Genomic DNA, 13,866 nt, shown 5'->3' with positions numbered 1-13,866 from the left:
GATGAACCTTGCGTGGCTATCATCGCATTCCGTCCACGACCGCGCGCCATGCTCTACCAGATCCCCTCGTTCCTGCTCGACGTGATCGTCGGCCTCCTCGGCGGCGCCTGCCTGCTGCGTCTCTACATGCAGTACCACCGGGTGCCCTTCGGCAATCCGCTGGGGCGCTTCGTGTTCGCCGTCACCGACTGGATCGTGTTGCCGCTGAGGCGCATCGTGCCTTCGGTCAAGCGCTGGGATCTGGCCAGCGCCGTGGCCGCCTGGCTGCTGGTGATGGCCAAGTTCCTGCTGCTCTGGATGCTGATGGGCAGCCTGGGCCGTTGGGCGATCCTGCCGCTGGTGTCGCTCATCGGCCTGCTGCAACTGGCAGTGTCGGGTCTGACTGCCTTGCTGATCGTCTATGCCGTGCTGTCCTGGGTGCCGAATGCATCGTCGATGCTGCAGGATCTGATCGCGCGGCTGGCCGAACCGCTGGTGCGGCCGCTGCGGCGCTTCATTCCGCTGGTGGGTGGCGTCGACCTGTCGCCGCTCGCCGCCATCGTCCTGTTGCAGGTCGGCGCGATCGTTCTCGGCAGCCTGATGGCCACGGCCTTCGGCCTCGGCCGATAGGCCGGCCGCGCTCAGATCACTGCGTCGGCGGGCTGGCGCAGCAGCATCGCAAGCGTGCTTGCGACGGTCTTGCGCAGCTCGCGGCGGTCGCAAATGAAGTCGATCGCGCCCTTGGTCTGCAGGAACTCGGCGCGCTGGAAGCCTTCAGGCAAGGTCACCCGAACCGTCGACTCGATCACGCGCGGTCCGGCAAAGCCGATCAGCGCCTTGGGCTCGGCGATCACGACGTCGCCCACGAAGGCGAAGCCGGCGCTCACGCCGCCCATCGTCGGATCGGTCAGTACGCTGATGTAGGGCAGGCCTTTCTTGGCCAGGCGCGTGAGCGCGGCGTTGGTCTTGGCCATCTGCATCAGCGAGAGCAGGCCTTCCTGCATGCGCGCACCACCGGTCGCGGTGAAGCAGATGAAGGGAACCTTCTGCTCGATCGCGGTCTCGACGCCGCGCACGAAGCGCTCCCCGACCACGCTGCCCATGCTGCCGCCCATGAAGTCGAACTCGAAGCAGGCGACCACGACGTTGATGCTGTGCACCGAGCCGCCCATGACCACGAGCGCGTCGGTCTCGCCGGTGTTCTCCAGCGCTTCCTTGAGCCGCTCGGGGTACTTGCGGCTGTCCTTGAACTTGAGGGCGTCGACCGGCAGCACTTCCTGGCCGACCTCGTAGCGGCCTTCGGAGTCCAGAAAGGCATCGAGCCGCGCGCGCGCGCCGATGCGGTGATGGTGGCCGCAGCTCGGGCACACGTTCTGGTTGTGCTCGAGGTCCGTCTTGTAGAGAACGGTCTCGCAGCTCGGGCATTTGATCCAGAGCCCTTCGGGCATCTGGCGGCGCTCGCTCGGGTCGGTGGGGGCAATCTTGGGGGGAAGCAGTTTTTCAAGCCAGCTCATGGGGGCTCCTTGTGTTGGCGGGATTATCGGCCAGCCGCGTTCTTGGGCGTGGCGGCCGGCAAGGCGTCGAGCGCCTCGCGGATTTCGGCGAGGAATCTGCGTACCCGCGGCACCACCTGGTCGCGCGGCTGGCCCTCGATCAGCTGGATGATGCGGGTGCCGATCACGACCGCATCGGCCGTGGAGCCGACCGCCTGCGCGCTGCGCGCATCGCGGATGCCGAAGCCCACGCCCACCGGCAGCTTCACGTGCTCGCGGATGCGCGGAATCATCCGTCCGACCGCCTCGGTGTCGAGGTGACCGGCACCGGTCACGCCCTTGAGTGAGACGTAGTAGACATAGCCGGTGGCGATGCGGCCGACCTGTTCCATGCGCTCGCTGGTGCTGGTCGGGGCCAGCAGGAAGATGAGGTCGATGCCGTGCGCCTGAAGCTCGGCGGCGAAGTCTTCGCATTCCTCGGGCGGGTAATCGACCACCAGCAGGCCGTCCACGCCGGCGGCTGCCGCGTCGCGGATGAAGCTGCCCTTGCCGTGCACGCCGTCGTAGCGCTCGACCGGATTGGCGTAGCCCATCAGCACCACCGGCGTGGCGTCGTTTTTCTGCCGGAAAGCGGCCACCATGGCCAGCACCTGCTTCATGCCGATGCCCAGCGCCAGCGCGGCTTCGCCGGCCGCCTGGATCACCGGCCCGTCGGCCATCGGGTCGGAGAAGGGTACGCCGAGCTCGATCACGTCGGCGCCCGCTTCGACCATGCCGTGCATGAGTTCGGGCGTAATGTCGGCAAAGGGAAAACCGGCCGTGACGTAGGGAATCAAAGCTCTGCGGCCGTCTTTTTGAAGGCCTTCGAAGGTGGCGGCGATGCGGCTCATGCCCGGCCTCCCTTCACGCTCAAACCGCGCATCGATGGCCGGTCGTAGAAGTCGACGCCCGAGAGGTCGGCCACCGTGCCGATGTCCTTGTCGCCGCGGCCCGAGAGGTTGACCAGGATCGACTGGTCGGGACGCATGGTCTTCGCGAGCTTCATCGCGTAGGCGAACGCGTGGCTCGATTCGAGCGCGGGAATGATGCCTTCGGTGCGGCACAGGTAGTGGAAGGCCTCGAGGGCCTCGGCATCGGTGATGCCCACGTATTCGGCGCGGCCGATGTCGGCCAGGTAGGCATGCTCGGGACCGACACCGGGGTAGTCGAGGCCTGCGCTGATGCTGTGGGTCTCGGTGACCTGGCCGTCCTCGTTCTGCAGCAGGTAGGTGCGGTTGCCGTGCAGCACGCCGGGGCTGCCGCGCAGGATCGAGGCCGCGTGCTTGCCGCTGTCCAGCCCTTCGCCCGCCGCTTCCACCCCGATGAGGCGCGTGTCCGCGAAGGGAATGTAGGGATGGAAGATGCCGATGGCATTGCTGCCGCCGCCCACGCAGGCGACCACCACGTCGGGCTGCCGGCCTTCGGCCTCGCCGGTGATGCCCTGGGCCGCCAGCATGGCGGGCATCTGTTCGATGCACTCGGTGCCGATGACGCTCTGGAAGTCGCGCACCATGGTGGGGTAGGGATGCGGGCCGGCGACGGTGCCGATGATGTAGAAGGTGTTCTCGACGTTGGTGACCCAGTCGCGCATCGCTTCGTTGAGCGCGTCCTTCAGTGTCTTGCTGCCCGATTCCACGGGGACCACGGTCGCGCCGAGCAGGTTCATGCGGTAGACGTTGGGGCTCTGGCGCTTGACGTCCTGGCTTCCCATGTAGACCACGCATTCGAGCCCGTAGCGCGCGCAGATGGTGGCGGTGGCCACACCGTGCTGGCCGGCGCCGGTTTCGGCGATCACACGCGGCTTGCCCATGCGCTTGGCGAGCATGGCCTGGCCGATGGTGTTGTTGACCTTGTGCGCGCCGGTGTGGTTCAGGTCTTCGCGCTTGAGGTAGATCTGCGCGCCGCCCATTTCGCGGCTGGTGCGCGCGGCGTGGTAGATCGGCGAGGGCCGGCCCACGAAGTGCGCGAGTTCGTGATGGAACTCGGCCTGGAACTGCGGGTCGTCCTTGTACTTCGCGTAGGCGTCGCGCAATTCGTTGATCGCGTGGGTCAGCGTTTCGCTGGCGAAGGTGCCGCCGTAGATGCCGAAATGGCCGCTGGCGTCGGGTTGCTGGTAGGTGTTCATGGTCTCGATCGGTGGGGCTGGCTGCCCCCTTCGATCGAGGTCGGCAGCCAGCTAACTGAGGGCATCGGCCGCACGCACGGCGGCCACGAATTCGCGGATCTTCACGGCGTCCTTGATGCCTTTGGAGGCCTCGACGCCGGAGCTCACGTCAACGGACAGCGACTTGGCTGCCGTGCGCAACTGGCGAATGCCATCGCCCACGTTTGCAGGTGTGAGCCCACCACTCAAGACGAGGTGAGCGTCGACGGCGGGTGGAAGATGTGACCAATCGAATGCCTTGCCGCCACCGCCATAGGCTTCGACATGGGCGTCGAGCAGGATGGCGTGGGCGCGGGAGTAATCGGACGCGTATTTTACGAGGTCGAAGCCCGCTCCGGCCGCGCCCAGCGGAATACGGGCCGCGCGCATGAAGCGGTGGGCGCCGCGGCCGCTGGCTTCCCAGCATTGATCGGGCGTCTCGTCGCCATGGAACTGGGCCATGGAACCCGGGACGCCGGCCAGCGAGGCCGCGGCTTGGGCCACAAGCTCGTTGACGAAAAGCAGCACCGGCGTCATGAAGGGCGGCAGCCGCGAGGCCAGCCGGCTGGCGCGTTCCGCCGTCACCGCGCGGGGGCTGGCCGGATAGAGCACGAAACCCACGGCATCGGCACCGGCATCGACCGCGGCATCCACGTCCTGCTCGCGCGTCAGCCCGCAGATCTTGATTCGCGTGCGCGTGGCGGACGGGGCGGAACTCATGGCGGACCATCATACGCAGCGCCGGTGTTCTGCATCGTCGCCTCCGGCGGAAGCCCCCATCCGGCAGCATAGAGCGGCCCCAGGAAGTAGAGGCCGTTCGGCGAAAAAGTCGGAGCGGCCACTACGCGGCTGCGCGCCTCCAGCACGTCGCGCATCCATTCCGGAGGCGCGTCGCCCCGGCCGATGCGCACCAGGCTGCCCATGATGTTGCGGATCATGTGATGCAGGAAGGCGTCAGCCTCGAACTCGAAGTGCCAGCGGCAGCGATCGGCGTCGCCGTGCCGCGTGATCTCGATGCGCCGCAAATCCTTGACCGGCGAACGCGCCTGGCAGGCCGAGGCGCGAAAGGAGCTGAAATCGTGCCGGCCCACCAGCATCGCAGCCGCGGCACGCATCGCGTCGCCGTCGAGTTCGTACATGGACCAGCCCACGCGGCCCGCATCCAGGCTCGGGCGCACCGGGGATTGCGACAGTACGTACAGGTAGCGTCGGGCGAGCGCGCTGGCGCGGCAGTGGAACTGGTCGGGCACCGGCTGCGCCCATTGCACCGCGATGTCGTCGGGAAGAAAACGGTTGGTGCCCCGCACCCAGGAGAAGGGTGCGCGCTCGACGGAGGTATCGAAGTGCACCACTTGCATCAGGGCATGGACACCAGCATCGGTGCGCCCCGCGCAGAGCGTGGAGATGGGCTGAGCGGCGAAGTGGCCGAGCGCATCTTCCAGCTTGTCCTGAACGGTACGGCGCGATGGCTGGCTCTGCCAGCCGTCGTAGGCTTGACCGTTGTAGCGGATGCCGAGGGCCAGCCTCACCGCGGGATCGGCGGCCGCACGGCCGTTCAGCGCAACTGGCCGAGCAGTTGCTTGGCTTCGGCCTTGACCTCGCCCGAGCCCTCGGAAGCCACTTCCTCGACCAACGAGCGCGCACCTTCGACGTCGCCCAGCGCCTTCAGTTCGCGCGCCAGCGAAAGCTTGATGGCATGCGGGCTTTCGCCGCTGTCCTCGACCGGCTCCAGGCGGCCGCGCTCGGTGTCGGCAGGGCTGCGGCCCGACAGGCCGGCCATCGAACTCATGTCGAATTCGATGAAGCCGGAGTCGCCGGGGAGACCGGCGCGCAGGGTCGCGGGCTGCGTGAACTCCTCCTCCGTGTTCAGCGGCGCGCGTGCCGTGTTCGGCTCCAGCGCGCCGGGCGCGGTGTCGAAGTCGTTGTTGAGATCGATCTTGGCGCTCGAAGCGAGTGGTGCGCTGTACTTGACCAGCGATGGCGCTGCGGCATTCTCAGCCCCGTTGCGCGCGGCCGGAAGGGTGGCGTTGACCGGCGCCGCAGCAGCCGGCGCAGGTGCCGGCGGCTTGCTCAAGTCGAGGTCGAAATCGAGCGGCGCGACGGACGGCACGAAGGCCGGCGGCGGCGCGGCCGCGACAACGGGTTTTGCCACGGGGCTCGTTGCCGGTGCGGGAGCAGGCGGGGTCGCGGTTGCCGCGGCCAGCGTGCCGGCGAAGGCGGCGGTCTCTGCGGCCGAGACGCCGCGACCACCCGATTCGTACAGCGGGTTGCCCGGATCCAGGTCCTTGCCCAGTTCGATCACGCGGTTCCAGTCGGCACCGGTGCCGCCGGTCAGCTTGTGCACGTCGGAGGCCAGCGCTTCGTAGGCGCGCAGGTCGCGCCGCTTGGCGTGGATTTCGAGCAGCTTCAGATGGATGGCAGTGCGCTCCGGGTTGACGCGCAGCGCTTCGCGCAGGATTTCCTCGGCCTGCAGATCGCGTCCATAGGCCAGGTAAACGTCGGCTTCGGCCACCGGATCGACATCACCGGCGTCGAGCTGGCTCGGCGAGTACGACAGCGAGGACACGACCGAGTTGCCGCGGTTCTTGGTGTCCACCGATTCGCCGCCGCTGGCGCCGAAGAAGGAGTCCTTGGGAATGCGGCTCTCGAGGAACACGCTGTCGTTGGCGTCGCGGCGCTTGCGGCCGAGCACGCGGTAGAGCAGGAAGCCGACCAGGAGCGCGATCAGCGCAGCCGCGCCCAGCATGATGGGGTTGTCGAGCAATTCGTCGAAGAAGCTGCGTTCCACCGGCGCAGGTGCAGGCGCGGGCGGCTTGGGCTTGGCGGCGGCCGCTGGGGCAGGCACCGCTGCGGGCGCGGCTGCGGAAGCCGCGGCTTCGGGGGGCGTCGTCGTAGCAGCCGGCGGCGTTGCCGGGGCTTCCGCCGCGGCCGTTGCGGCGGGTGCGACAGCGGCCGGCAGGGCGGGGATGGCCGGGCTGGCTGCAGGCGCGGCAGCAGTGGGAGCGGGGGTCGAGCCCGTCGTGGGCGGGGTCGCGGCCGGCGCAGCCGCCGAAGGTGCAGGCGCAACCGGTGCTGGCGCTGCGGCTGGCGCGGTGCTGCCGGCCGTTGTGGGCGATCCGCTCGCGGCCTGCAGCTTGTTCAGTTCGCTGATGTTCTTGGACAGCTCGGCAACGCGCGTGCTGCTGTCCTGGGCTTGGCGGGCCTTGGCCAGCTGTTCTTCGGTCTGCCGGCCGGCGACTGCGCCGCCTTGGGTGATCTTGAGCTTGTCAGCGGCTGCACTTGCGGCGTTGCGATCCTCGACGTTGGCCTGCAGCTTGCCCGAAGCCTGGCGGTCTGCCTCGGCGACGCGCGAAGCCGGTGCGTTCTCGGCCAGGCGCCGGCGGTACTCGCCGAAATCGCGGCTTTGCGCGGTCACGGTACTCCGGGCTTCGGGGGCCGGCACGCTGCTGGCTTGCGCTGCGCCCGGCACATCGAGCACGGCACCGGCCTTGATGCGGTTGACATTGCCGCCGATGAAAGCGTCGGGATTGGCGCGCAGCAGCGCCACCAGCATCTGGTCGAGCGACACGTCGGCCGATTTGTAAGCGCCAGCGATCTTGCTGGCGGTATCGCCGGGCTGCACGGTCACCTGCTGGTCGCCGCTGCCGGTACGCACCGCGCTGTCGGCTTGCGTCGGGGCTGCCGGGGCCGCAGCGGCGGGCGCGGGGCGTTCGCGGCGGGCCGGGGCCTGCACGACGGCGGGAGCGGTGCGCTGCGAAGGCGCGGTGATCTGCGGTGCAGCTGGGGCGATCGGCGCGGCGGCCGTTGCGGTTCGGCTCTTGGGCGGGTCGAGCAGCACCGTGTAGTCGCGCACGACGCGGCCGGAGTTCCAGGTCGCTTCGAGCAGCAAGTCGATGAAGGGCTCGCTGAGCATGCGATTGCTGCTCAGCCGCACCACATAACGGCCGTCGGCGCGGCGCTGCAGGTTGGTCCGCACATCCGCCAAGGCCGGGTTGTAGGGGACGCCGGCGGCGTTGAATGCGTCCGCCGGGGCAATGCGGACTTTCAGGCCGTCAGCCTCAGCCGCCGTGATTTCGGTGACCTCGATTTCGGCCCTGAGCGGTTCACCCAAGGCCGATTGCACATTGAGCCGCCCGAGCGCCAGGGCGGCCGCGTCGGTGCTGATCGCGCCCAGGGCCAAGGCGACCGCGGCGCTGAGAAGTGAGAGCTGGCACCGACCTGAAATCGTCGGAGTCGGGCAAGTGGCCGGGAGGCGGGCCGCAGGCAACGGGTGTCGTGTCATGCTGGTAGGGGGCAGCTCGGCCCAAAAGTGTAAGAGGACGTTAACATCATCACCCCGCACTGACAAGGCGACAGGCCTTATCTACCCAGTGCGCACCAACTTCGGAGCGCTTTCTGCGTTGCGGCACCGCAACGTCGGGCGTCCGGAAGGGCGCCCGACATCGCTTCAAGCCTCGAGCAGGATGCGCAGCATGCGGCGCAGCGGCTCCGCCGCACCCCACAGCAACTGGTCGCCGATGGTAAATGCGCCGACGTATTCGGGGCCCATCGCGAGCTTGCGCACGCGGCCGACCGGGATGCTCATGGTGCCAGTCACTGCGACCGGCGTCAGGTCCTTGAGCGTGGCTTCGCGGTTGTTCGGCACCACCTTGACCCAGTCGTTGTCGGCCGCGATCAGCGCTTCGATGTCGGCGACCGGCACATCCTTTTTGAGCTTGAATGTCAGCGCCTGGCTGTGGCAGCGCATCGCGCCGATGCGCACGCAGAAGCCGTCGACCGGCGTCGCAGCCGTTCCGAAGCCTGCGCCCTGACCGAGGATCTTGTTGGTTTCGGCGCCGGCCTTCCACTCTTCCTTGCTGATGCCGTCGCCGAGATCCTTGTCGATCCAAGGAATCAGGCTGCCGCCGAGTGGTGCGCCGAAGTTGGCCGTCTCGGCCGCGCTCAGCGACTGCTGCTTGGCCAGCACCTTGCGGTCGATCTCGAGGATGGCCGACTTCGGATCGTCCAGGAGCGCGCGCACTTCGCCGTTGATCGAGCCGAACTGCGTGAGCAGCTCGCGCATGTGCTGCGCGCCGCCGCCGGAAGCGGCCTGGTAGGTCATGCTGGTCATCCACTCGACCAGGCCGGCCTTGTAGAGAGCACCCACGCCCATCAGCATGCAGCTCACGGTGCAGTTGCCGCCGATCCAGTTCTTGCCGCCCTTGGCGAGCGCCTTCTGGATCACCGGCAGGTTGACCGGATCGAGCACGATGATCGCGTCATCGTTCATGCGCAGGGTGGAGGCGGCGTCGATCCAGTGGCCGTTCCAGCCCGCGGCGCGCAGCTTGGGAAAGACCGCGCTGGTGTAGTCGCCGCCCTGGGCGGTGATGACGATGTCGCACTTCCGGAGCGCCTCGATGTCGTGCGCGTCCTTCAGCGTGGTCTCGTTCTTGGCCAGCGCCGGGGCCTTGCCGCCGGCATTGGAGGTCGAGAAGAAAAGCGGCTCGATCAGTCCGAAGTCGCCTTCGGCCTGCATGCGGTCCATGAGGACCGAGCCGACCATGCCGCGCCAGCCTACGAGACCGACCAGAGGTTGAGTTGCGTTCGCCATTTTCAGTTTGCCCTTGTGAAAAAAAGAAAGTTGTCTTTTCTTTGCGCCCGGCTCGTCAGAGCCGGGGGGAGGGCATGACGAAGCGGGCTGCGGTTAGCCGGTAATCGTCTTTTTGGTGATGGCTGCCACCACGGCGTCGCCCATCTCGCGGGTGCCCACCTTGGTCGTGCCCGCGGACCAGATGTCTGCCGTACGCAAACCCTGGGCAAGCACGTGCTTGACCGCCGACTCGATACGGTCGGCAGCCTCGGGCTGGTTCAGGGAAAAGCGGAGCATCATGGCAGCGGACAGGATTGTAGCCAAAGGATTGGCAACCCCTTTGCCGGCAATGTCGGGCGCGCTGCCGTGGCTGGGTTCGTAGAGGCCCTGGTTGCCGGCGTTGAGCGAGGCCGAGGGCAGCATGCCGATCGAGCCCGTCAGCATGGCGGCCTCATCGGACAGGATGTCGCCGAACATGTTGCCGGTGACCACCACGTCGAATTTCTTGGGTGCCTTGACCAGCTGCATCGCGGCGTTGTCGACGTACATGTGGTCGAGTTCGACGTCGGGGTATTCCTTGCCCACCTCGGTCACGATGTCCTTCCAGAACTGGAAGGTTTCGAGCACGTTGGCCTTGTCGACGCTGGTCACGCGCTTGCTGCGCTTGCGCGCGGCCTGGAAGGCGACGTGGGCGATGCGCTCGACCTCGGGGCGCGAATAGCGCATGGTGTCGAAGGCCTCCTCGGCGCCGGGGAAGTGGCCGTCGACAGCGGTGCGGCGGCCGCGCGGCTGGCCGAAATAGATGTCGCCGGTGAGCTCGCGGATGATCAGGATGTCGAGACCCGCGATCAGCTCGGGCTTCAGGCTCGAGGCGCCGACCAGCTGCTCGTAGCAGATCGCCGGACGGAAGTTGGCGAACAGGCCGAGGTTCTTGCGCAGGCCCAGGATGGCCTGCTCGGGGCGCAGCGAGCGTTCCAGCTTGTCGTATTTCCAGTCGCCGACGGCGCCGAACAGCACGGCATCCGCTTCCTTGGCCAGCTTGAGCGTGGCCTCGGGCAGCGGGTGGCCGTGGGCCTCGTAGGCCGCGCCGCCGACCAGGGCCGATTCCATTTCGAAGGAGAGGTCGAGCGTGTCGAGCACGCGGATGGCCTCGGCGACGATTTCGGTGCCGATGCCGTCACCGGGAAGAACTGCGATTTTCATGAAGTTGTTCTGAAGAAGTGGAAGGGGTCAGGCGATCAGCTGGTGGCTGAGCCAGGGCTTCTGCGCCAGGCGCTCGGCCTCGAAGGCCTTGATCTTGTCTTTGTGGCGCAGCGTCAGGCCGATGTCGTCCAGGCCGTTGATCAGGCAGTACTTGCGGAAGGCCTGGACCTCGAAGGCCAGTTCGCTGCCGTCGGGCTTGACGATCACCTGCCGCTCGAGATCGATGGTGAGGCTGTAGCCCGGGAAGGCGAAGGTCTCGTCGAAGAGCTGGGCGACCTGCGACTCGCTCAGCACGATCGGCAGCAGGCCGTTCTTGAAGCTGTTGTTGAAGAAGATGTCCGCGTAGCTCGGCGCGATGATGGCGCGAAAGCCGTACTGGTCGAGCGCCCACGGTGCATGCTCGCGCGACGAGCCGCAGCCGAAGTTCTGGCGTGCGAGCAGGATCGAGGCGCCCGCATAGCGCGGCTGGTTCAGCACGAAGTCGGGGTTCGGCTTGCGCGACTTCGGATCCTGGCCCGGCTCGCCCGGATCGAGGTAGCGCCAGGCGTCGAACAGGTTGGGGCCGAAACCGGTCTTCCTGATCGACTTCAGGAACTGCTTGGGAATGATCGCGTCGGTGTCGACGTTCTCGCGGTCCATCGGCGCCACGAGGCCCTTGTGCACGGTGAATTTCTGCATGGTGTCTGGCTCCTCAGGCGAATTGGCGGACGTCGACGAAATGGCCGTGCACCGCGGCGGCGGCGGCCATGGCCGGGCTCACCAGGTGGGTACGGCCGCCGGCACCCTGCCGGCCTTCGAAGTTGCGGTTGCTGGTGGAGGCGCAGCGCTCGCCGGGCTCCAGCCGGTCGGCGTTCATCGCCAGGCACATCGAGCAGCCCGGCTCGCGCCATTCGAAGCCCGCGGCCTTGAAGATCTGGTCCAACCCTTCGCGCTCGGCCTGTTCCTTCACGAGGCCGGAGCCCGGAACGACCATCGCGAGCTTGACGTTCTTGGCGACCTTCTGGCCCAACTTCTTGACCATCGCCGCGGCTTCGCGCATGTCCTCGATGCGGCTGTTGGTGCAGGAGCCGATGAACACCTTGTCGATGAGGATGTCGTTCATCGGCTTGTTCGGCTCCAGACCCATGTAGGTCAGCGCGCGCTCGATGGCGCCGCGCTTGTTGGCGTCCTTTTCCTTGTCCGGATCGGGCACGCGGCCGTCCACCGGCACCACCATCTCGGGTGAGGTGCCCCAGGTGACTTGCGGCTTGATCTGCGCGGCGTCGAGTTCGACCACGGCATCGAAGTGCGCATCGGCGTCAGATTGCAGCGTCTTCCAGTAGGCGACGGCCTGGTCCCATTCGACGCCCGTGGGTGCGAGCGGGCGACCCTTGACGTAGGCGATGGTCTTCTCGTCCACCGCCACCAGCCCGGCGCGCGCACCGGCCTCGATCGCCATGTTGCACACCGTCATGCGGCCTTCCATGCTCAGATCGCGGATCGCCGAGCCGGCGAATTCGATCGTGTAGCCGGTACCGCCGGCGGTGCCGATCTTGCCGATGATGGCCAGCACGATGTCCTTGGCGGTGCAGCCCAGCGCCAGCTTGCCATCCACCTTGACGAGCAGGTTCTTCGCCTTCTTGGCCAGCAGCGTCTGGGTGGCCATCACGTGCTCGACCTCGCTGGTGCCGATGCCGTGCGCGAGCGCGCCGAAGGCGCCGTGCGTGGAGGTGTGCGAATCGCCGCACACCACCGTCATGCCCGGCAGCGTCGCGCCCGACTCGGGGCCGATCACGTGCACGATGCCCTGGCGCTTGCTCAGGAAGGGGAAGAATGCAGCGGCGCCGAACTCCGAGATGTTGCTGTCCAGCGTGGTGATCTGCTCGCGGCTGACGGGATCGGCGATGCCGTCATAGCCGCGCTCCCAGTGCGTGGTCGGCGTGTTGTGGTCGGCCGTGGCCACCACCGAGCTGATGCGCCACAGCTTGCGGCCGGCTTCGCGCAGCCCCTCGAAGGCCTGCGGGCTGGTCACTTCGTGGACCAGGTGGCGGTCGATGTAGAGGATCGAAGTGCCGTCTTCCTCGGTGTGGACGACGTGTTCGTCCCAGAGCTTGTCGTAGAGCGTGCGTGCCATGGTGATGGTCTCTTTCGTGGGGAGGGTGATTGTCTTATGCGGCCAGCTGGTCGGGCGCCGCGGCCGGCGCCTGCAGGTGCTTGACGAGCATGCGCGCCGCGACCGGCAGCGTCGAGAAATCGCGTGCGACCAGGCGGATCTCACGCGCCGCCCAGGCGTCGTTCAGCGCCACGCTCGTCAAGCCGCGGCCGATGCCGCCTTGCATCAGCTCGAAGGCGCGCAGCGGCATCACGCCGATGCCGAGGCCGTTCTCGATCATTCGGCACATGGCGTCGAGGCCGGTCACGTGAATGCGCAGCTTGATCGTGCGATTGGCGGCCAGTGCGGCCTGGTGCATCGCGACGTAGATCGAGCTGTTGGTGTGCAGGCCGACGTGGTCGACATCGAGCGAGTCCGCGAAATCGATCGCGCGCTGCGCCGCCAGCGGATGGCCGGCGGGCACGATCAGCACCAGCGAATCGTGGCGGTACAGCAGGCTCTGCAGTTCGCTCGTGCCTTCGGGCACGTGGCAGATGCCGAGGTCCGCAGCACCCTCGTGGACCGCACGCACCACCTCGCTGCTGAGGTGCTCTTCCAGGTCGATCTTGATCGCGTCGTGCTCGCGCGTGAAAGCGCCGAGGTCCTCGGGCAGGAACTGCACGATGGCCGAGATGTTGGCGTGCACGCGCACATGGCCGCGCACGCCGTCGGCGTATTCGCTCAGTTCGCCCTGCATCTTCTCGAGGCTGTAGAGCACCGAGCGCGCGTGGTGAAGAAGGCTCTCACCGGCGGGCGTCAGGTCGACGCCGCGCGCATGGCGATAGAGCAGGGGGGTGCCGAGGGTGGCTTCGAGATCCGAGAGCCGCTTGCTGATGGCCGAAGCCGCGATGAATTCGCGCTCCGCCGCGCGTCCGATGCTGCCGAGCTCGCAGACGGCCACGAACAACTGCAGCGACGTAAGGTCGATGCGGCGGGCGAAGCTGCGTTCTGAGGAGGTCATACGGGGCTTGGCATCTCGTATGGAGATGGAGTCCCGTATTTTCCTTCGGTTTCTAAGGAGGAGCCATCGCGATGCGCGATGACATTACTGTCGGCGTGCGATGGGCGAGTGCGTCGTCATTGCTTCTTCTTGCCCGCGTCCTCCATCTTTTCCCCGGCCTTCTGCACGTCTTGGCCGGCACCTCTCCAGGTGTTGCAGCCAGCCAGCGGCACGGAGAGAGTGAATGCAATGGCGACCAATGCGGCAAGTTTCTTCATGGCGGAACTCCTTCGTTGAGGTGCCTTGCAGCCTATTCCCCCCTTGCCGGCGCCGCGTGTCAGCCAAGACGCAAAAAAGCTGCCCGAGGGC

Annotated in this window: 13 protein-coding genes; 1 reads left to right on the top strand and 12 read right to left on the bottom strand. The window is 67.2% G+C overall.

Annotated features, from left to right (window positions below):
- The first annotated feature begins 48 nt into the window (after positions 1–48).
- Positions 49–609, top strand: a complete 561-nt coding sequence (locus BLS74_RS12765) for a YggT family protein (protein ID WP_093106548.1) — start codon at positions 49–51, stop codon at positions 607–609.
- A gap of 11 nt (positions 610–620) precedes the next feature.
- Here BLS74_RS12765 and accD read toward each other — a convergent pair whose 3' ends face one another.
- The 12 genes from accD to BLS74_RS12705 form a co-directional block, all read right to left on the bottom strand.
- Positions 621–1,493 carry an acetyl-CoA carboxylase, carboxyltransferase subunit beta gene (accD, locus tag BLS74_RS12760; RefSeq protein ID WP_093106545.1) on the bottom strand — a complete coding sequence of 291 codons (873 nt, stop codon included), beginning with the start codon at positions 1,491–1,493 and terminating at the stop codon, positions 621–623.
- A gap of 23 nt (positions 1,494–1,516) precedes the next feature.
- Positions 1,517–2,362 (bottom strand): tryptophan synthase subunit alpha, encoded by an 846-nt coding sequence (trpA, locus tag BLS74_RS12755; protein ID WP_093106543.1) that lies wholly within the window; start codon positions 2,360–2,362, stop codon positions 1,517–1,519.
- Positions 2,359–3,636 (bottom strand): tryptophan synthase subunit beta, encoded by a 1,278-nt coding sequence (trpB, locus tag BLS74_RS12750; protein WP_093106540.1) that lies wholly within the window; start codon positions 3,634–3,636, stop codon positions 2,359–2,361. Before trpB ends, trpA begins: the two co-directional genes overlap by 4 nt.
- A 51-nt stretch (positions 3,637–3,687) precedes the next feature.
- Positions 3,688–4,374, bottom strand: a complete 687-nt coding sequence (locus BLS74_RS12745; protein WP_093106538.1) for a phosphoribosylanthranilate isomerase — start codon at positions 4,372–4,374, stop codon at positions 3,688–3,690.
- Complete coding sequence (truA, locus tag BLS74_RS12740; RefSeq protein ID WP_093106535.1) at positions 4,371–5,183, bottom strand: tRNA pseudouridine(38-40) synthase TruA; 813 nt, start codon at positions 5,181–5,183, stop codon at positions 4,371–4,373. The genes BLS74_RS12745 and truA overlap by 4 nt, the downstream gene beginning before the upstream one ends.
- 26 nt (positions 5,184–5,209) lie before the next feature.
- Positions 5,210–7,834 carry a motility hub landmark protein FimV gene (locus BLS74_RS12735; RefSeq protein ID WP_348272426.1) on the bottom strand — a complete coding sequence of 875 codons (2,625 nt, stop codon included), beginning with the start codon at positions 7,832–7,834 and terminating at the stop codon, positions 5,210–5,212.
- A gap of 267 nt (positions 7,835–8,101) precedes the next feature.
- Positions 8,102–9,244: an aspartate-semialdehyde dehydrogenase gene (gene asd, locus BLS74_RS12730; protein WP_093106530.1), complete on the bottom strand. Its 1,143-nt coding sequence runs from the start codon at positions 9,242–9,244 to the stop codon at positions 8,102–8,104.
- A 93-nt stretch (positions 9,245–9,337) separates the two neighbouring features.
- Entirely contained in the window at positions 9,338–10,426 is a 1,089-nt protein-coding gene (gene leuB, locus BLS74_RS12725; protein WP_093106527.1) for a 3-isopropylmalate dehydrogenase, read from the bottom strand.
- Positions 10,427–10,453: 27 nt separating this feature from the next.
- Positions 10,454–11,104: a 3-isopropylmalate dehydratase small subunit gene (leuD, locus tag BLS74_RS12720; protein ID WP_093106524.1), complete on the bottom strand. Its 651-nt coding sequence runs from the start codon at positions 11,102–11,104 to the stop codon at positions 10,454–10,456.
- A 13-nt stretch (positions 11,105–11,117) separates the two neighbouring features.
- Entirely contained in the window at positions 11,118–12,539 is a 1,422-nt protein-coding gene (gene leuC, locus BLS74_RS12715) for a 3-isopropylmalate dehydratase large subunit (protein ID WP_093106522.1), read from the bottom strand.
- A 34-nt stretch (positions 12,540–12,573) separates the two neighbouring features.
- Entirely contained in the window at positions 12,574–13,518 is a 945-nt protein-coding gene (locus BLS74_RS12710) for a LysR substrate-binding domain-containing protein (RefSeq protein ID WP_093106519.1), read from the bottom strand.
- A gap of 116 nt (positions 13,519–13,634) precedes the next feature.
- On the bottom strand, positions 13,635–13,775 hold the full coding sequence (locus BLS74_RS12705; RefSeq protein ID WP_093106516.1) for an entericidin A/B family lipoprotein: 141 nt from the start codon (positions 13,773–13,775) through the stop codon (positions 13,635–13,637).
- Between the last annotated feature and the right edge of the window lie 91 nt (positions 13,776–13,866).

Origin of the sequence: Variovorax sp. CF079, from assembly GCF_900101545.1 — a bacterium.
GTDB lineage: Bacteria > Pseudomonadota > Gammaproteobacteria > Burkholderiales > Burkholderiaceae_C > Variovorax.
The sequence above is the reverse complement of the archived record's forward strand: the minus strand, read 5'-3'. Positions and strand labels throughout refer to the sequence as shown.